This is a genomic window from Streptomyces griseus subsp. griseus (genome assembly GCF_003610995.1).
Classification (GTDB): Bacteria; Actinomycetota; Actinomycetes; order Streptomycetales; family Streptomycetaceae; genus Streptomyces.
Window position 1 is genome coordinate 4,696,327 of record NZ_CP032543.1, and the last position, 18,095, is coordinate 4,714,421.

Here is an 18,095-nt window from a genome sequence, read left to right on the forward strand (position 1 = left end):
AACAGGGGAAAGAGGAGCCGGTGACCGGGAGTGCCGTGCCGCGGCCGTCGCAGGGCCAGGACGATCTGCTCGGGAAGCCGCCCGCGCACCCCGCGACGAGCGAGGCGAGCAGACTGCTGTGCGCCGGGGTCCATCTGCACGACGGCTACCGGGACGCGGTCATCGACCAGCTGTACGTCCGGGAGCAGTGCTTCGTCGCCCCGTCGACCGGGTTCGACGCCGCCCGCGTCCTCGCCCACGCGCTGCGCGCCCGCCGCACCGAACTCGGCTGGGCCGGAGGCATCCTGGCGGCCTGGCTGCTCGGCGCCGTCCTCACCGGGGGCGTCATCGGCGTGCTGTTCGTCCCGTGCATCCTGCTGGCCCTCGCCCCCTGGATCCGGGGCTCCGCGGCCGACCCGCCGGTCTACCGGCGGGCGGCGGCGTTCCTCATGCGCTGGTACGGGCGGCTCGTCCTGTTCGTCGTCGGGGCCTGGGTGCTGATCTCGGCCCTCGGCGGGTTCGACGGGGACTCCGACCCGGACGGGTTCTCCCGGGCGTACGGCCCCGGGGCCGCCGGCTCCGACAGCTTCTCCGACGCCCTGCCGGACGCCTCCGACCTGGGCCTCGCCCTCATCACCGGCGGCTACTCCGAAGGGCCCGGCACCGGCGTCGCCTGGTCGGCCCTCTTCTTCCTCGGCGTCATCGCGGGCCTCGTCGGCCTCCAGCGCGGCCAGTTCGCCCGGGTGATGACGCAGGAGCTGTCCCGGAAGAACTTCCCCGACCTCGCGGCCGACCAGGCCGAGCACGCGGCGGGTGACCGCTTCCGGCGGCTCCAGCAGCGCATCCGGCTGGAGCAGCACGCACCCGTCATCCTGTACGACGAGCAGAACCCGTTCTGCGGGATGGGCACGCCCTACGGCACCTGGAACCTCGCCGTCGAGCTCCGGCCGAGCGAGGAGGGCCCCACCGAGCCGCTGGACAACGCCCGGATCCTGCGCCGGATCGTGCCGCTGCTGGAGGCGCTGCGGGTGCCCTCTCCGCACGGTTCGCCCGAGGGCGCGGCCGCCGTCCGGGACCGGCTGCGCGAGATGGTGATCGACGAGTGCGTCTTCCTGCCGGCGGCCGGCCTGCCCCGGCGCGAGAGCGCCCCGTACGGCCCCGGAGGCTTCGAGGAGCACCGGGGCCGCGCCGTCGAGGAGGGCGGCGAGGGGCGGCGGCACTTCCTGCGCATCCGGGTCGGCGGCTGGGGCGAGGAGGTCGTCGTCACCGTCTTCGTCCGGGTCCACACCCAGGGCGGGATGCTGATGCTGGAGGTCGCCCCGCACGCCCTGATGCCGGTGCATCCGCTGTTCCGCGACGCCGACCGGGCCGCCCACCGGCACCGCAACAACAACTGGTTCGGCAAGGCGGTCTGGGCGCTCACCCGCACCCCGGCCTCGCTGGCGCGCTCCATCGTCACCCTGGGGCGGGGCGTGGCGAGCGGCTGGAAGCTCCTCACGGCCGGGAACAGCGGCGCGCTGGCCGAGGGTCCCGCGTTCTCCGTGCGGGAGCTGGGCGCCGACGAGGAGGCCTCGCTCTTCCAGGACATGGACATCAACCGGTACGTGAAGAGCATCGAGGACCGGGTGACCGGCGGTGTCCGGCTCGCGCTGCGGGAAGCGGGCTGGGAGACCGACGAGTTCGAGCAGAAGATCATCAACATCGGTGCGGGCGGTGTGTTCATCGGGTCCGCGAAGGACAGCGCGATCGGCATCGGCGACCACAACGACATCAGGCGCACCGCCTCGTCGGCCCCGTCCGGCCCCGGCGCGAAGAAGGCCCCCGGCGGCGGGAAGACCCCCGGCAGCGGGGCCTCGAAGGCCTCCGGCACGGGGAAGAGCCCCGGCGTGGGCAAGGGCCCCGCCGCGCCCCCCGGCCCCCAGCGGAAAGCAGGAGAGAAATGAGCCCCGCCCCGACCTCGGGATCGACCCCTGACGAGCAACCGCCGCAGCAGGCGCGGCAGTCACAGCCGCCGCAGCAGTCGCAGCCCCAGCGCACCGTGCACATCGGCTCGGTGACCGGCAGCGCCTTCGCCGTCGGCGACCACAACACCGTCACCCAGCACCAGCACACCGGCCCCGCCGACGAGGCCCAGGCCGAACTGCTGCGGGCGGTGCGGGAGCTCCGTGCCGACCTCGCCCGGTTCGTCACCTCCGACGACACGGAGGTGCTGGACGCCGAACTGGTCTCCGTGGTGGACGAGATCGAGACGTCGGGCGCGGCGGCGCCGGGCCGCCTGGCCCGTCTCCAGCAGGCGCTGACCGCCGCCGGGACCGTCACCGGGACCCTGGCGTCCGGTGTCGCCGTGGCCGAGGCGCTGCGCGCCCTGCTGGGAGGCTGACCGATGACCGGGGGAGACGGCGCGGTGCGCTGGAACGACGAGACCCAGAGCTGGGAGACCGAGCCGCGGCGCGCCTACACCCCGCCCCCGCCTCCACCGCCCTCGGCGGCTCCGGTGGTGCCGCCCATGCCGCCGGGGTCACCGGCGGCTTCGCCGGAGGACTCCGCCGCTTCGCCGGTGGTGACCACGGTGCTGCCCACGGTCCCCGACCCATACGCGGAGACCGGGCCCTATGTCGTCCAGGGGCCGCCGACGGGCTCGTACGACAACATCACCGGGGCCCAGGGGCCCGCGACCGCCGCCCGGACGGTGCGGGAGCGGATCACCCCGCTGACCGCCGGGCTTGCCGTGGCGGTGCTCGCGGCCGGTGCGGCGGCGCTCTGGTTCACGGTCGGCGGCGGTGGGGGTGACGACCGGGACGACGCCCGGGGGCGGACGGCGAGCGCCCCGGCCGAGGAGGCCACCGGCCCGGACGCCGGTTTCCCCGACGGCACCGAGGACGCCGCGTCCGAACCCACCGACGCCACGGCCACCGACATCGAGTCCCCGGACACCGGCGATCCGCCGCCCGGATTCGTCACGCGGGACGACGAGGAGGGCTTCCGGATCGCGGTGCCCGAGGAGTGGAGCGAGCGCACGAAGAAGACCGGCGGGGTGTTCTACGAGCCCTTCGGCTCCGGCGAACTCCTCCAGGTCTTCCGGGTGTCCGAGCCCGGCATGACCGCGCTGGAGGCGGTGCGCGCGGCCTCGAAGGACCGCAGCGTGAGCCCCGGCTTCGAGGAGGTCCGCATCGGCGCTGTCGACGACCCGCTCGGCGGTGAGACGGCCGAGCTGGTGTACGCGTACGACAGCGAGGACCACGGCAACCGCCGCCGGGTCCTGGAGCGGGTCTTCACCGCCTCGGACGGCCGCCTCTACGCGGTGCTGGTCGCCGCCCCCGACGAGCAGTGGCCGCGCCACGAGGAGATCCTCTCCACCGCAGTGACCCACTTCGACCCGTACGACAGCCCCTTCTGATCCCGTACGGCAGCCCCTTCCGACGCGGAGCGGCTGCTTCCTCCGCGACGGTCAGTGCTTGAGGTCGCCGGGCGTGTAGTGGCCGGGGACCTGGCGGGTGGCGACCCCGAAGCGGTTCCAGGCGTTGATCACCGTGATCGCGGCGATCAGCTGGGCCAGTTCGGTCTCCTCGAAGTGGTCGGCGGCGCGCGCGTACACGTCGTCCGGGACGAACCCGTCGGTCAGGACGGTGATGGCGTCCGTCAGTTCGATCGCCGCGATCTCCTTCTCCGTGTAGAAGTGGCGCGACTCGTCCCAGGCGCTCAGCTGGATGATCCGCTCCACGCTCTCGCCCGCCGCGAGGGCGTCCTTGGAGTGCATGTCCAGGCAGAGCGCGCACCGGTTGAGCTGCGAGGCGCGGACCTTCACCAGCTCCAGGAGCAGCGGGTCCAGGCCCTTCCGGGAGGCGGCGTCCAGGCGGACCATCGCCTTGTAGACCTCGGGGGCCAGCTGGGCCCAGGGCATCCGGGCCGGGTGCTCGGGGGCGTACGGGGTGTCGGTGCCGTTGGGGGTGTGGTGTGCGTGTGTCGACGTCATGGCATCGACGCTACGGGGCCGGTGGCACCCCGGTATGGTCCATTCCCATGACGGATTCCTGGGCCACTTTCGGTGCCGACCTGCATCTGGAGCCGGTCGGTACGGGGCTGCGCAGCGGTCTGATGGAGGCCCTGCGGGAGGCGGTGCGCAGCGGGCGGCTGACCCCCGGCACCCGGCTGCCGTCCTCCCGGGCGCTCGCCGCCGACCTGGGCATCGCCCGCAACACGGTCGCCGACGCCTACGCCGAACTCGTCGCCGAGGGCTGGCTCACCGCCCGCCAGGGCTCGGGGACCCGGGTCGCCCAGCGGTCCGCGCCGCGCCGGGCGGACCCGGTGGCGGCCCGCACCCGCCCGGCCCGGCCGCGTACCGGCCACAGCCTGAAGGCGGGCTCCCCGGACGTGTCGTCGTTCCCGCGCACCGCCTGGCTCCGGGCCGCCCGCAAGGCGCTCACCGCCGCGCCCGACGAGGCGTTCGACTACGGCGACCCGCGCGGGCGCGGCGAACTGCGCACGGTGCTGGCCGAATACCTGGCCCGCTCGCGCGGGGTGTACGCCGACCCGGAGCGCATCGTGATCTGCTCCGGCTTCGTCCACGGGCTGAGGCTGCTGGGCACGGCCCTGCGCGGGCGCCGGGTGCGGGAGATCGCCGTCGAGTCGTACGGCCTCGACCTGCACCGCGACCTCCTCACCGGCACCGGTCTCGCCACCCCCTGCCTGGAGCTGGACCAGCTCGGCTCGCGGACCGGGGCGCTGGCCTCGATGCGCGGTACGGGGGCGGTCCTGCTGACCCCGGCGCACCAGTTCCCCACCGGCGTACCGCTCCACCCGGACCGGCGGGCCGCCGCCGTCGACTGGGCCCGCTCCACCGGCGGGCTGATCCTGGAGGACGACTACGACGGGGAGTTCAGGTTCGACCGCCAGCCCGTGGGTGCCCTTCAGGGCCTGGACCCCGAACGGGTGGTCTACCTCGGCACCGCCTCCAAGTCGCTCGCCCCCGGCCTGCGCCTGGGGTGGATGGTGCTGCCCCGGGGCCTGGTGGCGGACGTGGTGGCGGCGAAGGGGGCGTACGACTGGATGTCCGGCGCGTTCGACCAGCTGACGCTCGCGGAGTTCATCGCCTCGGGGGCGTACGACCGGCATGTGCGCTCCATGCGGCTGCGCTACCGGCGCCGCCGCGACCAGCTCGTCGCGGCGCTCGCCGCCCGCGCGCCGGGCATCCAGGTCAGCGGCATCGCGGCCGGGCTGCACGCGGTGCTCGAACTCCCGCCGGGCACCGAGCGTTCGGTGATCCAGGCGGCGGCCTTCCAGGGCCTGCGGCTGGACGGCCTCGCCACCTACCGGCACCCCGACGCCCCGGCCGGCCGCGACGCGCTGGTGATCGGCTACGGCTCACCGTCGGAGAGCGCCTGGGCGGGCGCACTGGACGCCCTGTGCAGGGTGCTGCCGTAGCGGGGCTCACGGGTGATCGGGTTCCGGTGCCTCGCCGCAGCGGGCCTACGGGAGCGGTCCGGTCCCAGCGCCTCGCCGCACCGCGCCCACGGGCGATCGCACTCCGCGCCTCGCCGCACCGCGGCTACGCGCTCTCCGGCTCCGGTTCCGGCGCCTCCCCGAACCGGGCCAAGGCCAGCGACCCCGCCACCGCCACCGCGAAACCCGTCACCGCCAGCCACCCCAGCCCCGCCCGGGTCCCGTCGCCCAGCCACACCACGCCGACCAGCGCCGGGCCGATCGTCTCGCCGACCACCATCCCGGCCGTCGCCGTCGTCACCGACCCCTTCTGCAGCGCCGACGTCAGCAGCAGGAACGCCGCCGCACCGCCCAGCAGCAGCCCGTACGCCGCCGGATTCCGCACCAGCGTCCCCGGCGACACGTCGTCGACCAGCCGCACCGCCACCTCCACCACACCGAACCCGAACCCGGCCCCCAGGCCCAGCGCCAGCGCCCGCGGCCGCGTCGGCAGCCGCCCGCCCACCGCACCGAGCACCAGCACCCCCAGCGCGGCGGCGATCGTCGCCCACGGCAGCCACTCCGGGCCCGGCCGGTCGCCTTCCGCGCCCGAGGCGAGCCCCAGCATCCCGAGCCCCGCGCAGACCACCGCCACCGCCGCCCACTCCGTGGCGCTGAGCCGGACCGCCAGCAGCCGGGCCGCGACCACCGCCGTGACCGCGAGCGACGCGGCGAGCGCCGCCCCCACCGCGTAGATCGGCAGCGCGCGCAGGGCGACGATCTGGAGCACGAAACCCAGGCCGTCCAGGGCGAGTCCGGCGGCATAACGCCACTGCCGCACCGCCCGCAGCAGCAGCGCGGGGTCCACGCCCGCCCCGGAATCCGGCCGGCTCGCGGCCCGCGCGGCGATCGCCTGGAGGACGGAGGCCGTGCCGTAGCAGAGAGCGGCACCGAGCGCACAGATCATCCCCAGAAGCACAAGGGGAATGTACCGGGCGAAGGCCGACGCCCCGCCCCTCCGGCTTCCGAACCGGCGTACCGTACAACTACTCTGACAAGCAGTTCGGTGCACGACGCACGGGGGAGAACTGAACACATGGCCAAGCGGAGGCTGAGGTCGAGCACGGTCGTGCTCGGCGGCATGGGGCTGCTCGCCCTGACGATCACATCCTGCGGATCCGAACCGGACCGGCGGTGCGCCGACCGGACGACCCGCGAAACCCTGCCCAGTTACGAGTGCCGGGGCTCCGGCGGCGGCTCCGGCGGAAGCGGCGGCCGGGGCTCGTACTACTACGGCGGCTCCACCAGCAGCAACGACGGCAAGGTCCAGGGCGGCAGCTTCGACAAGTCGGCGGTCGACCGGGGCGGCTTCGGCTGCACCAGGTCGGGCGGAGGCTGAGCCCGGTGGAGCGCCGCACCATCGCGCCGCGCCCCGGCTGGCAGGAGACCGTCGAGTCCCAGGGGCTCGTCTACCCGCTCACCCGCTACCCGGACGGTTCGCTGCGCCCCTACTGGGACGAGAGCGCCTACTACGTCTTCTCCCTGCCAGAGGTGGAGACGCTGGAGGAGACCGTCGAGGAGCTGCACACGATGTGCCTGGCGGCCGCCGCGCACATCGTGGAGCGGGACCGCTTCGCCGACCTCGGCATCACCGACCCGCGCCTGGCCTCCCTGGTCGCCGAGTCCTGGCACCGCCGGGACGAACTGCCCTCCGTGTACGGGCGGTTCGACCTGCGCTACGACGGGAGCGGCCCGGCCACGATGCTGGAGTACAACGCCGACACCCCGACCTCGCTGGTGGAGGCCGCGAGCGCGCAGTGGTTCTGGATGGAGGAGCGGTTCCCCGGCGCCGACCAGTGGAACTCGCTGCACGAGCGGCTCGTGGACGCCTGGAGGCGCCAGGCCCACCTGCTGCCGCCGGGACCGCTGCACTTCGCGCACTCGGAGGGCGACGAGGCCGGCGAGGACCTGATGACGGTCGCGTATCTGCGTGAGACCGCCCAACAGGCCGGACTCGACACCGAAGCCCTCTCCGTGGAGGACATCGGCTGGGACCGGCTGAGCGGGCGGTTCGTGGACCAGCGGCTCCGCTTCCTGCGCAGCTGCTTCAAGCTCTACCCCTGGGAGTGGCTGACCACCGACCGCTTCGGGCCGCAGGTGCTGGACACCCTCGACAACGGCGGCGGCTCCGGCACCACCTGCTGGATAGAGCCCGCCTGGAAGATGCTGCTCTCCAACAAGGCGCTGCTGGCGGTCCTGTGGGAGCTGTACCCGGGCCACCCGAACCTGCTCCCCGCCTACCTCGACGGCCCCCGCGAGCTGGCCGGACCCGGCGGGACGGGGTACGTCTCCAAGCCGCTGCTGGGGCGCGAGGGCGCCGGGGTCGACCTGCACGGGCCCGGCTCCCCGGCGATCCTGCGCGAGGAGCCGTGCTGCTACCAGGAGCTGGCGCCGCTGCCCGACATCGACGGCAACCGGGTGGTGCTCGGGGCGTGGGTGGTCGAGGACGAGGCGGCCGGGCTCGGCATCCGGGAGTCGGCGGGGCCGGTCACGGACGAGTACGCCCGCTTCCTGCCCCACGTCATCCTCTGACCCCCTTCTTGACACGCTCTCAGGCGCTGAGCACCGCCCGCAGCCGGTCGAGTCCCCAGTCCAGGTCCTCCTTGCCGATCACCAGCGGCGGCGCGATCCGGATCGTGGAGCCATGGGTGTCCTTGACCAGCACCCGCTCCACCATCAGCCGCTCGGAGATCCCCCGGCCGGTGCCCAGGGCGGGCGCGATGTCGACACCCGCCCACAGCCCCCGGCCCCGCACGGCCTCCACCGCACCGCCCCCGGTCAGCAGCCCCAGCTCCCGGTGGAGGTGGTCGCCCAGCTCGGCGGCGCGCTCCTGGTACTCGCCGGTCCGCAGCATCGCGATCACCTCCAGCGCCACCGCGCACGCCAGCGGGTTCCCGCCGAAGGTGGAGCCGTGCTCGCCCGGCCTGAACACACCGAGGACGTCCGCGGAGGAGACGACGGCCGACACCGGCACCACCCCGCCGCCCAGCGCCTTGCCCAGCAGGTACATGTCCGGCTCCACGCCCTCGTGCTCCAGCGCGAACGTCCTGCCCGTACGCCCCAGCCCCGACTGGATCTCGTCCGCGATGAAGAGCACGTTCCGCTCCCGGGTCAGCTCCCGCACCCCGGGCAGATAGCCGGCCGGCGGCACCAGCACGCCCGCCTCACCCTGGATCGGCTCCAGCAGCACGGCCACGGTGTTCTCGGTCATCGCCTCCCGGAGCGCGGTGAGATCCCCGTACGGCACGATCTCGAACCCCGGGGTGTACGGGCCGTAGTCGGCCCTCGCCTCCGGGTCGGTGGAGAAGCTGATGACCGTCGTCGTGCGGCCGTGGAAGTTGTCCGAGGCCACGATGATCTTCGCCATCCCGTCCGGGACGCCCTTGACCCGGTAGCCCCACTTCCGGGCGGTCTTCACCGCCGTCTCCACGGCCTCCGCCCCGGTGTTCATGGGCAGCACCATCTCCATGGAGCAGAGCTCGGCCAGCCGCGTGCAGAACTCGGCGAACCGGTCGTGGTGGAAGGCCCGTGAGGTCAGCGTCACCCGGTCCAGCTGGGCCTTGGCCGCGTCGATCAGCCGGCGGTTGCCGTGGCCGAAGTTGAGCGCCGAGTACCCGGCGAGCAGATCGAGGTAGCGGCGCCCCTCGACATCGGTCATCCAGGCACCCTCGGCCGAGGCCACGACGACCGGCAACGGGTGGTAGTTGTGCGCGCTGTGCGCCTCGGCGGAGGCGATGGCGGTTTCCGTGATCGACACGGGGTCTCCGTTCGTCGTGCGGCGTGGGCGGGGGTGGTGCCCACTTTGTATCGTCGGTCGCATCCGGCGCGGGGAAACCTTCACTCCCCGGCGCGCCCGCGCGCGCTCCCTCCTTCCCTGGTGACTCCCCGTGCCCGCCCGCGCGTGCTTCCCCGCGCTCCCCGCCGTGCTCCCTGTCCCGACCGGCGCGCTTCCCGTGCTCCGCGTGTCGGCCCGCGCGTGCTCCGGCGGGCGGAATGTGTGCTTCGTCTCAGGCGCGCGCTCCCGGGGCGTGAGCGAACCCGCGCCCGAGCGGGTGCGCCCCCGCTGCGCCCCGCACCGGCTGCCGGAGATCGCCCCCGCACCTGAGACAATGGGCCCATGGCCTCTGATCGCCCCGCGCTCTCCACCGACCAGCCGCAGACGGGCCGCACCGGCGCGCCCGCCCGCCCCCGTGTGCTCTCCGGGATCCAGCCCACCGCAGGCTCGTTCCACCTCGGCAACTACCTGGGCGCGGTGCGCCAGTGGGTGGCGTTGCAGGAGACCCACGACGCCTTCTACATGGTCGTGGACCTGCACGCGATCACGGTGCCGCAGGACCCCGCCGAGCTGCGGGCCAACACCCGGCTCGCCGTGGCGCAGCTGCTCGCGGCCGGTCTGGACCCGGACCGGTGCACGCTCTTCGTCCAGAGCCATGTGCCCGAGCACGCCCAGCTCGGCTGGGTGATGAACTGCCTCACCGGCTTCGGCGAGGCCTCCCGGATGACGCAGTTCAAGGACAAGTCCGCCAAGCAGGGCGCCGACCGCGCCACCGTGGGCCTCTTCACCTACCCGGTCCTCCAGGTCGCCGACATCCTGCTCTACCAGGCCAATCAGGTCCCGGTGGGCGAGGACCAGCGCCAGCACATCGAGCTGACCCGGGACCTGGCGGAGCGGTTCAACGGCCGGTTCGGGCCGACGTTCACCATCCCGGCGCCGTACATCCTCAAGGAGACGGCGAAGATCTACGACCTCCAGGACCCGGCGGTCAAGATGAGCAAGTCGGCCTCCACGCCGAAGGGCCTCATCAACCTCCTCGACGACCCCAAGGCCACGGCCAAGAAGGTCAAGAGCGCGGTCACCGACACCGACACGGTGATCCGCTTCGACGAGGAGAAGAAGCCGGGCGTCAGCAACCTGCTCACGATCCTCTCCACCCTCTCCGGCAGCACGATCGAGGAGCTGGAGCGGAGGTACGCGGGCAAGGGTTACGGTGCGCTGAAGACCGACCTGGCCGAGGCCATGGTGGAATTCGTCACCCCCTTCCAGCTCCGCACCCAGGAATATCTGGACGACCCGGAGACGCTGGACTCCATCCTGGCCAAGGGAGCGGAGAAGGCGAGGGCGGTCGCCGCCGAGACCCTGGCGCAGACGTACGACCGGATGGGCTTCCTGCCCGCCAAGCACTGAGTCCAAGGACCCTGGCGAGATCACTGCCCCAGGGGCCACACTTGCGGCGGCGGGTCGCGGCGCAAGGCCGGAAATCGACCATCGACGATGGAGGAGAACGACGTGGGGACCGTAACGCTCGGCGTTTCGATCGCGGTCCCGGAGCCCTACGGCAGCCTGCTCCAGGAGCGGCGCGCGAGCTTCGGGGACCCTGCCGCCTACGGCATTCCCACCCATGTGACCCTCATGCCGCCGACCGAGGCGGAGGCGGCCGACCTGCCGGCGATCGAGGCGCACCTCGACCGGATCGCCATGGCCGGCCGCCCCTTCCCGATGCGGCTCTCCGGCACCGGCACGTTCCGGCCGCTCTCCCCGGTGGTCTTCGTCCAGGTCGTGGAGGGCGCCTCGGCCTGCTCCTGGCTCCAGAAGCGGGTCCGGGACGCCTCGGGGCCGCTGGTGCGCGAGCTCCAGTTCCCGTACCACCCGCACGTCACCGTGGCACACGGCATCTCCGAAGAGGCGATGGACCGGGCGTACGCGGAGCTCGCCGACTACGAGGCGGCCTGGACCTGCGGCTCCTTCGCCCTGTACGAGCAGGGCGCGGACGCCGTCTGGCGCAAGCTCCGCGACTTCCCGTTCGAGACCGGCGGCTGCACGCCCGCCGTCCCGGCCCAGGGCGGCTACTCGGTCGACGCGCCCTCGCTGCGCCCCTGACCCTCCGGCCCGCTGGTCCGGGGCTCCAGGGCCCCGGTGGTCACACCGGCAGCCGCCGGAACAGCGGGCGCGGCAGATGCCGTAGCGCCGACATCACCACCCGCAGCGAACCGGGCACCCACACCGTCTCCGAGCGGCGCCGCAGCCCCGTCACGATCGCCCCCGCCACCGCCTCCGGGGTGGTGGCGAACGGCTCCTTTGGCCGTCCGGCCGAAGCCCGGGTGCGTACGGCACCGGGGCGCACGACCATCACCTGTACGCCGGTGCCCTGGAGCGCGTCCCCGAGCCCCTGGGCGAAGGCGTCGAGCCCGGCCTTGCTGGAGCCGTAGATGAAGTCGGCCCGCCGGGCGCGCTCCCCGGCCACCGAGGACAGCACCACCAGCGATCCGTGCCCCTGCGCCTGGAGTGCGCCGGCGCACACCAGCCCCGCCGAGACCGCCCCGGTGTAGTTGGTCTGGGCGACCCGGACGGCGGCCATCGGCTCCTCCTCGTCGCGCGCCTGGTCCCCGGCGATCCCGAACGCCATCAGCACCACATCGATGTCGCCCTCCGCGAAGACCTTCCCCAGCACCTCCTCGTGCGTGGCCGAGTCCAGCGCGTCGAAGGCGACCGTCCGCACGTCGGCGCCCCGGTCGCGCAACTCGACGGCCGCCGCGTCCAGGGCGGGGGAGGGGCGCCCGGCCAGCCAGACCCGGCGGGTGCGCAGGGCGACCAGGCGGCGCGCGGTGGCCAGGGCGATCTCGGAGGTGCCGCCGAGGACGAGCAGGGACTGCGGGGCACCGAAGGCGTCCTTCACGGAACTCTCCTGTTCAGGGGGATACGTCGTCACGTGGACAGGGGCCGGTCACAGGGAGAGCCGGCGGGCCAGGTCCGAGCGGAACGCCCCCGTCGGGTCCAGCTCCGCCCGCAGCTCCCGGAACTCCCCGAGCCGCGGGTACATCGCGGCCGCGGTCTCCGGCCGCACCCGGGAGTCGGCCGCCAGGCAGACCCGGCCGCCGGCCGCCGCCACCTCCTCGTCCAGCCCGTCCAGGAGGCGGCCGAGGCCGGGCAGGGCGGCGGGCAGGTCGACGGCGAGCGTCCAGCCGGCCACGGGGAACGACAGCCACCCCGGCGAAGGGGCGCCGAACCGCTGGAGCTCGGCCCGCAGGGCGGGGCAGCGGCGCGCCGAGATCCGCCGCACGATGCGGTGCAGCGCCTCCTCCTGCCCGTACCCGACCGTGAACCGGTAGCGCACGAGCCCGGCCCGGCCACCGTGCAGCCGGTTCCCGTCGGGGAGGGCGTCCAGGGGGTGGAAGAAGGCGGCGGTGGTGCGGAGTTCGCCGGTCCGGGAGCGGGGCGCACTCCGGTGGCGGACCTCGTTGAGGAGGGCGGCGGCGGCCGGGCCCAGGAGGCTTCCGAGGGGAAGGCCGCCGGGGAGGGCGGGCAGGGCGGGCCACGGCTCGCGCCGGCCGTGCGCAGCTGTGCGCGGGGCACGCATTGTGCGCCGGGCGTGCGCCGGTAGCACGGAGAGGGGTGCGTGCTCCCCGAGGGTGAGGACACCGCGCCCGGCCGCCCGGCCCCGGGCGAGCAGATCGACCCAGGCGGAGGCGTACGGCAGGGAGCCGCCGCTGCCCGCGCCGAAACGGGCCAGCAGATCGTCCAGGTCCTTCGCCCGCTCGGTGGAGACGGAGACCAGCGGGGACGGCACGCGCTTCAGGCGGAGGGTGGCGGAGAGGATCACCCCGGTCAGCCCCAGCCCGCCGGTGGTCGCGTCGAAGAGGGCGGTACCGGGCGCCACCGTACGCACCTCGCCGTCGGCGGTGAGGAGCTCCAGCGCGTCGACGTGCCGGGCCAGCGAACCGGCGCCCGGATGGTCGCGGCCGTCCACATCGGAGCCGATCGCACCACCCACGGTGATGCGGCCCGTACCCGGGACGACCGGCAGGAACCAGCCGCGCGCCAGCAGCGTCCGCAGCAGCCGGCCCAGGCTCACCCCCGCGTCGCAGCGGACCGTCCCCGCCGCCTCGTCCAGGGCGCGGACGCGGTCCAGCCCCGTCATGTCGAGGACCGAGCCGCCCGCGTTCTGCGCCGCGTCACCGGGCGCCCGCCCGAGCCCCCGGGCGAGTGCGCCCCGGGGACCTCGGCCCCGGACCACGGCAGCCGCCTCCTCGTACGTACGGGGGCGAAACCGTACGGCGGTGGTCGGGGCGGTGCGGCCCCAGCCGGTCAAGGACACCGTGTCGACGGACATGCCCGTGACCGTAGCCCCGGGCGTATCGTCCGGGAAAACCTATTCGTCCACTTTGTTACACCGCTCACCGGAACGGGTGATGCGGAGCGTGTCACCAGGACGGAGAGTGGGCCTTCCGGACGCGTCCGGAAGAGTCCTCGGTGCGGCCCGCAGGTTTTCCGGGCCCGGGAGGGTACGCGTACGTTCATGGACTGGCTCAAGAAACTCCCCGTCGTCGGGCCCCTCGTCTCCCGGCTGATGGAGACGCACGCCTGGCGCTCCTACGAGCGGCTGGAGAAGGTCCACTGGGCCAGGCTCGCCGCCGCGGTCACCTTCATCAGCTTCCTGGCGCTCTTCCCGCTGATCGCGGTCGGCGCGGCGATCGCGGCCGCGCTGCTGAGCGACAAGCAGCTGGACACCATCAAGGACAAGCTCGCCGAGCAGGTCCCCGGCATCTCCGACCAGCTCGGCATCGACGGCCTGGTGGCCAACGCGGGCACGGTCGGTCTGGTGGCCGGTGCGCTGCTGCTGTTCACGGGTGTCGGCTGGATCGGATCGATGCGGGAGTGCCTGCGCGCGGTCTGGGAGCTGGACGACGTCCAGGAGGCCAACCCGGTCGTCGCCAAGCTCAAGGACGCCGTACTGCTGGTCGGCCTCGGAGGAGCGGCGCTCGCCACCCTGGCGGTCTCCACGGTCGGGACGACGGCCGTCGGCTGGACCGCCGACCAGCTCGGCATCCCCGAGGGCGGCGCGGGCGGCATCCTGCTCCGGCTGGCGGCCCTGGTGGTCGCGGTCATCGCCGACTTCCTGCTGATCCTCTACCTGCTGACGCTGCTGCCGGGGGTGGAGCCGCCCCGCCGCCGGCTGGTGGTCGCGGCCCTGATCGGCGCGGTCGGCTTCGAACTGCTCAAGCTGCTGCTCGGCAGCTACATGAAGGGGGTCGCGGGCAAGAGCATGTACGGCGCGTTCGGCGTGCCGATCGCGCTGCTGCTGTGGATCAACTTCTCCGCGAAGCTGCTGCTGTTCTGCGCCGCCTGGACCGCGACCGGGTCCAAGGAGGAGGAGGGCGTGCGCCGGACCGAGGACGCGCCGGAGACCGGGACGGGGGATGCCGCCGACGCCGTGGCGCCGGGCGGCTCCACCCGCGCCTAGGACTTCTCGGCCGGGCCGGTGGCTTCGGTCGCCTCGGCAGAAGCCTCCGTCTCCACGGAAGCCTTCGTCTCGGCCGAAGCGTTCGGGGCGGCGGCACCGGCCGGCTCCGCGGGCCCGGCCGCATCGGCCGACCCGGCGGCACCGGCGGGCTCGGCGGTACCGGCCGGCGTGGTGGGCCCAGCCCCATCCGCCGTGGCCGGACTGTGGCGGCTCAGCCCCGGCACCGGCCAGCGGCGGTTCACCAGGAACACCCCGGCCGCCAGGAACACCAGCAGGCCGCCGATGATCGCCAGCGCGATCCCGACCCCGCCGGAGCTCTGCCCGGCCGCCGCCGCGTGCGCGGCCTTCGGCCGGCCGCCGGAGCCCTGGCCCGCCCCGCCGGCGGGCTCCGCGCCCTTGCCGCCGATCACGGCCCCGGTGTCCAGCGACTTCGGCGGCACCAACTGGCCGACCGGCGTCACCTTCCCGCTCGCGGCGAAGCCCCAGTCCAGGAGGTGGGCGGCCTCCTTGTAGACGGCGTGGCTCTCCTCCGCCGACGGGTTCATGACCGTGACCAGCAGCACCCGGCCGTTGCGCTCGGCGACGCCGGTGAAGGTGTTGCCGGCGTGGGTGGTGTAGCCGTTCTTGACGCCCGCGATGCCCTTGTACGGGTCCACGCCGATGTCCCCGGTGATCAGCCGGTTGGTGTTCTGGATCTCGAAGCTCTCGCGCTTCTTCCCCTTCTTCTCCCCGGGGAAGTCGGCGGACGCGGTCGCCGCGTACTCGCGGAAGTCCTTCTTCTGCATACCGCTGCGGGCGATCAGTGTCAGGTCGTAGGCGCTGGAGACCTGCCCCGGCGCGTCGTACCCGTCCGGCGAGACCACCGTCGTGTCCAGTGCCTGGAGCTCCTCGGCGTGCTCCTGCATCGCCGCGACGGTCGCGGGGATCCCCCCGTACATCTCCGACAGCACGTGCACCGCGTCGTTGCCCGACCGCAGGAAGACGCCGAGCCACAGGTCGTGCACCGTGTACGTCTGATCCTCCTTGATGCCCACCAGACTGCTGCCCTCGCCGACCCCCGCGAGGTCCTTCTCCTCGACCTTGTGCGTCAGGGAGGGCGGCTGGAGCTTGGGCAGGACCGTGTCCGCGAACAGCATCTTCAGGGTGGAGGCCGGAGGCAGCCGCCAGTGCGCGTTGTGCGCGGCCAGGATGTCGCCGCTCTCCGCGTCCGCGACGACCCATGAGCGGCCGGACAGCTTCTTCGGCAGTACCGGTGCGCCGGGACCCAGGTTGACCTGGGCACCCGTCTTGGCGAGCTGCTCCCCGCCCAGGCTCGACATCGTGCTCGGCGGCTTGGGCTGCTTGTCGTCCTTCTTGTCCTTGTCGGCCGCGTGCGCGGGAGTGAGGGCAAGACTCGACAGCAGGGCGGCGGAGATGACCGTCGAAGCGATCTTTTTCAGAGCTGGCACGGTCGAAAAAGTACAGGGCAAAGATGTGGATACGGACCCCGACCGGCTGACCCGCCGGAGGGACGGCCGGGACTGCCCCTTTCGGACGCCACCCCGGGCGAGGCGCCCGGAGGGCGGCGGCGATACTGGACCCATGAAGCTCAGCCGCCCCGTCTCCTGGTTCCTGCTCGTCTTCGGGGTGTGGAGCTGGTTCATCTGGATCACTTTCGTCAAGAACCTGTGGCAGGACGGCAGCGGGCTCGCGTTCGACGACGCGGGTGAGCCGACCGGGTACTTCTGGGTACACCTGCTGCTCGCCATCACGTCCTTTCTTCTGGGGACGGTGGTCGGCGCGATCGGGTTGCGTGGCGTCCGGGCTTTGCGCGACGAGCGCGCATGACGACAGAAACGTAGGGAAGCGCGGATGGCAGCAGTGGTCTTCGTCCTGGTGGCGCTCGTGGTGCTGGCGCTGCTCGCGAGTGTGCACCGCTATGTGTGGCGGCGGTTCGTCGGTGACACGACGGCACCGGGCAGCACGTGGCGCAAGGTGGGTACCGTCGCCGCCTTCGTGCTGCCCCTGCTGAGTGTCGGCGCCATGACCTCCGGCCGGATCGGTGCGCCCTTCTGGCTCCAGCAGGTGCTCGCCTGGCCGGGGTTCCTCTGGCTGGCCGCCCTGATGTACCTGACGATGGCGCTGCTGGTGGGCGAGGTCGTCCGCCCGCTGCTGAACCGGCTGCTCGCGCGACGCGACGCGGCGGCCGCAACCCGGTCCACGGCCGGAACCGGAACCTCCGCTGCGGCTGCGGACGGAACCGTGGCCGCGACGGCGAGCGGAACCCGTCCCCGTACGGAGGAACTCGTCCCGGCGGTCCGCACCGGCCCCACCAACTCGGCCGACCCGACCCCCGTGACCGCACCGGCCACCGAACCGGAACCGGAAGTGGTACGCGATACGGAATCGGCCGCACCGGCAGAGACGGAACCGGTCGCCACGGAACCGACCACGACGATCCACCCCTCCCGCCGCCTCTTCGTCTCCCGGGTCGTCGGCGGGGCCGCTGCCGCCGCCGGGCTCGCCACCGTCGGCTACGGGACCGCCGACGTGCTGCGCGGGCCGAGCGTCAAGCGCGTCACCGTGCCGCTCGCCAAACTGCCCCGTGCCGCCCACGGCTTCCGGATCGCCGTCGTCAGCGACATCCACATCGGCCCGATCCTCGGCCGCGCCCACACCCGGCGGATCGTCGACACGATCAACTCCACCTCGCCCGACCTGGTCGCCGTCGTCGGTGACCTCGTCGACGGCTCCGTGGCCGACCTCGGTTCCGCCGCCGAACCGCTGGCCGGGCTCCGCGCACCGCACGGCAGCTTCTTCGTCACCGGCAACCACGAATACTTCTCCGGCGCGGAGCAGTGGGTGAACCACGTCCGCGAACTGGGGCTGGTCCCGCTGGAGAACGCCCGGGTGGAGATGGGCGGTTTCGACCTCGCCGGGGTCAACGACATCGCGGGGGAGACCGAGGGCCAGGGTCCCGACTTCGTCCGCGCGCTCGGCGACCGCGACCGCTCGCGGGCCGCCGTCCTCCTCGCGCACCAGCCGGTCGTCATCCACGACGCCGTGGAGCACGGGGTCGACCTCCAGCTCTCCGGCCACACCCACGGCGGACAGCTCTGGCCGGGGAACTACCTCGCCGAGCTGGCCAACCCGACCGTCGCCGGGCTCGAACGGTACGGCGACACGCAGCTGTTCGTCTCGCGCGGGGCGGGCGCCTGGGGCCCGCCGGTCCGCGTCGGCGCCCCGGCCGACATCACCGTCGTCGAACTCGCCTCACGCCAGGCCTGAGACGTGGGGTCCGGGAGGCCGGGTACGGGACACCGATCCGGAACCCGGCCCTCCCACCCCTGCGGGCGTTGCGGTTGCGATCATGCGATCTTCAACAAAATCGCACCGTAGCGTCACGCTGAGCTACGGGAA

General features: G+C 73.4%; 17 protein-coding genes. 11 read left to right on the plus strand and 6 right to left on the minus strand.

What is annotated here, in order from left to right; translation table 11 throughout:
- Window positions 1-20: 20 nt before the first annotated feature.
- Genes D6270_RS21290 through D6270_RS21300 form a run of 3 tightly spaced genes read left to right on the plus strand, consistent with a single transcriptional unit; the run spans window position 21 to window position 3,376 of the window.
- On the plus strand, window positions 21-1,922 hold the full coding sequence (locus D6270_RS21290; RefSeq protein WP_109164018.1) for an AbeC-like domain-containing protein: 1,902 nt from the start codon (window positions 21-23) through the stop codon (window positions 1,920-1,922).
- Window positions 1,919-2,359, plus strand: coding sequence for a hypothetical protein (locus tag D6270_RS21295; RefSeq protein ID WP_225976919.1), 441 nt, complete (start codon window positions 1,919-1,921; stop codon window positions 2,357-2,359). Before D6270_RS21290 ends, D6270_RS21295 begins: the two co-directional genes overlap by 4 nt.
- Window positions 2,360-2,362: 3 nt before the next feature.
- The gene (locus D6270_RS21300; RefSeq protein WP_109164017.1) at window positions 2,363-3,376 is read left to right on the plus strand and encodes a serine/threonine kinase C-terminal domain-containing protein; all 1,014 of its coding nucleotides are present in this window, start codon (window positions 2,363-2,365) and stop codon (window positions 3,374-3,376) included.
- A 51-nt stretch (window positions 3,377-3,427) separates the two neighbouring features.
- Here D6270_RS21300 and D6270_RS21305 read toward each other — a convergent pair whose 3' ends face one another.
- The gene (locus D6270_RS21305; protein WP_109164016.1) at window positions 3,428-3,952 is read right to left on the minus strand and encodes a carboxymuconolactone decarboxylase family protein; all 525 of its coding nucleotides are present in this window, start codon (window positions 3,950-3,952) and stop codon (window positions 3,428-3,430) included.
- A 47-nt stretch (window positions 3,953-3,999) separates the two neighbouring features.
- Between D6270_RS21305 and D6270_RS21310 the strand changes: the two genes are divergently transcribed.
- Window positions 4,000-5,400 carry a MocR-like pyridoxine biosynthesis transcription factor PdxR gene (locus D6270_RS21310; RefSeq protein ID WP_109164015.1) on the plus strand — a complete coding sequence of 467 codons (1,401 nt, stop codon included), beginning with the start codon at window positions 4,000-4,002 and terminating at the stop codon, window positions 5,398-5,400.
- A gap of 124 nt (window positions 5,401-5,524) precedes the next feature.
- Here the strand turns inward: D6270_RS21310 and D6270_RS21315 are convergent, their stop codons facing one another.
- Window positions 5,525-6,364: a DMT family protein gene (locus D6270_RS21315; RefSeq protein ID WP_109167331.1), complete on the minus strand. Its 840-nt coding sequence runs from the start codon at window positions 6,362-6,364 to the stop codon at window positions 5,525-5,527.
- A gap of 129 nt (window positions 6,365-6,493) precedes the next feature.
- Here D6270_RS21315 and D6270_RS21320 point away from each other — a divergent pair, with 129 nt between their 5' ends.
- Window positions 6,494-6,796, plus strand: coding sequence for a hypothetical protein (locus D6270_RS21320; RefSeq protein WP_109164014.1), 303 nt, complete (start codon window positions 6,494-6,496; stop codon window positions 6,794-6,796).
- A 5-nt stretch (window positions 6,797-6,801) separates the two neighbouring features.
- A complete protein-coding gene (locus D6270_RS21325; protein WP_109164013.1) occupies window positions 6,802-7,989 on the plus strand; it encodes a glutathionylspermidine synthase family protein in 1,188 nt (395 codons plus the stop codon).
- Window positions 7,990-8,008: 19 nt separating this feature from the next.
- Here the strand turns inward: D6270_RS21325 and rocD are convergent, their stop codons facing one another.
- Window positions 8,009-9,214: an ornithine--oxo-acid transaminase gene (rocD, locus tag D6270_RS21330; RefSeq protein ID WP_109164012.1), complete on the minus strand. Its 1,206-nt coding sequence runs from the start codon at window positions 9,212-9,214 to the stop codon at window positions 8,009-8,011.
- Between the two features lie 435 nt (window positions 9,215-9,649).
- Between rocD and trpS the strand changes: the two genes are divergently transcribed.
- Together trpS and D6270_RS21340 are read left to right on the plus strand one after the other, a co-directional pair.
- Window positions 9,650-10,642, plus strand: a complete 993-nt coding sequence (trpS, locus tag D6270_RS21335) for a tryptophan--tRNA ligase (RefSeq protein ID WP_109167330.1) — start codon at window positions 9,650-9,652, stop codon at window positions 10,640-10,642.
- 102 nt (window positions 10,643-10,744) lie between these two features.
- Entirely contained in the window at window positions 10,745-11,335 is a 591-nt protein-coding gene (locus tag D6270_RS21340) for a 2'-5' RNA ligase family protein (RefSeq protein WP_109167329.1), read from the plus strand.
- Window positions 11,336-11,375: 40 nt separating this feature from the next.
- Here the strand turns inward: D6270_RS21340 and D6270_RS21345 are convergent, their stop codons facing one another.
- Entirely contained in the window at window positions 11,376-12,131 is a 756-nt protein-coding gene (locus D6270_RS21345) for a decaprenylphospho-beta-D-erythro-pentofuranosid-2-ulose 2-reductase (protein WP_109164011.1), read from the minus strand.
- A gap of 48 nt (window positions 12,132-12,179) precedes the next feature.
- The gene (locus D6270_RS21350) at window positions 12,180-13,565 is read right to left on the minus strand and encodes an FAD-binding oxidoreductase (RefSeq protein ID WP_109164010.1); all 1,386 of its coding nucleotides are present in this window, start codon (window positions 13,563-13,565) and stop codon (window positions 12,180-12,182) included.
- Window positions 13,566-13,751: 186 nt separating this feature from the next.
- Here D6270_RS21350 and D6270_RS21355 point away from each other — a divergent pair, with 186 nt between their 5' ends.
- Window positions 13,752-14,696, plus strand: coding sequence for a YihY/virulence factor BrkB family protein (locus D6270_RS21355; protein ID WP_109164009.1), 945 nt, complete (start codon window positions 13,752-13,754; stop codon window positions 14,694-14,696).
- Here D6270_RS21355 and D6270_RS21360 read toward each other — a convergent pair.
- Window positions 14,693-16,144: a D-alanyl-D-alanine carboxypeptidase family protein gene (locus D6270_RS21360; protein WP_264081518.1), complete on the minus strand. Its 1,452-nt coding sequence runs from the start codon at window positions 16,142-16,144 to the stop codon at window positions 14,693-14,695. The two genes, D6270_RS21355 and D6270_RS21360, sit on opposite strands and share 4 nt — an antisense overlap.
- A gap of 133 nt (window positions 16,145-16,277) precedes the next feature.
- On the opposite strand from D6270_RS21360, the gene D6270_RS33290 reads away from it, so the two are divergent.
- Both D6270_RS33290 and D6270_RS21365 read left to right on the plus strand, forming a co-directional pair.
- Window positions 16,278-16,523: an SCO4848 family membrane protein gene (locus D6270_RS33290; RefSeq protein WP_015610857.1), complete on the plus strand. Its 246-nt coding sequence runs from the start codon at window positions 16,278-16,280 to the stop codon at window positions 16,521-16,523.
- Between the two features lie 33 nt (window positions 16,524-16,556).
- Window positions 16,557-17,963, plus strand: a complete 1,407-nt coding sequence (locus tag D6270_RS21365; protein WP_109164007.1) for a metallophosphoesterase — start codon at window positions 16,557-16,559, stop codon at window positions 17,961-17,963.
- The last annotated feature ends 132 nt before the right edge of the window (window positions 17,964-18,095 follow it).

Excerpts from the sequence above, each read along its gene's own strand:
- D6270_RS21295 (WP_225976919.1), top strand. The coding sequence starts at position 1,919 with ATGAGCCCCGCCCCGACCTCGGGATCGACCCCTGACGAGCAACCGCCG.
- D6270_RS21300 (WP_109164017.1), top strand. The coding sequence starts at position 2,363 with ATGACCGGGGGAGACGGCGCGGTGCGCTGGAACGACGAGACCCAGAGC.
- D6270_RS21305 (WP_109164016.1), bottom strand. The coding sequence starts at position 3,952 with ATGACGTCGACACACGCACACCACACCCCCAACGGCACCGACACCCCG.
- D6270_RS21310 (WP_109164015.1), top strand. The coding sequence starts at position 4,000 with ATGACGGATTCCTGGGCCACTTTCGGTGCCGACCTGCATCTGGAGCCG.
- D6270_RS21315 (WP_109167331.1), bottom strand. The coding sequence starts at position 6,364 with ATGATCTGTGCGCTCGGTGCCGCTCTCTGCTACGGCACGGCCTCCGTC.
- D6270_RS21320 (WP_109164014.1), top strand. The coding sequence starts at position 6,494 with ATGGCCAAGCGGAGGCTGAGGTCGAGCACGGTCGTGCTCGGCGGCATG.
- D6270_RS21350 (WP_109164010.1), bottom strand. The coding sequence starts at position 13,565 with ATGTCCGTCGACACGGTGTCCTTGACCGGCTGGGGCCGCACCGCCCCG.
- D6270_RS21355 (WP_109164009.1), top strand. The coding sequence starts at position 13,752 with ATGGACTGGCTCAAGAAACTCCCCGTCGTCGGGCCCCTCGTCTCCCGG.
- D6270_RS33290 (WP_015610857.1), top strand. The coding sequence starts at position 16,278 with ATGAAGCTCAGCCGCCCCGTCTCCTGGTTCCTGCTCGTCTTCGGGGTG.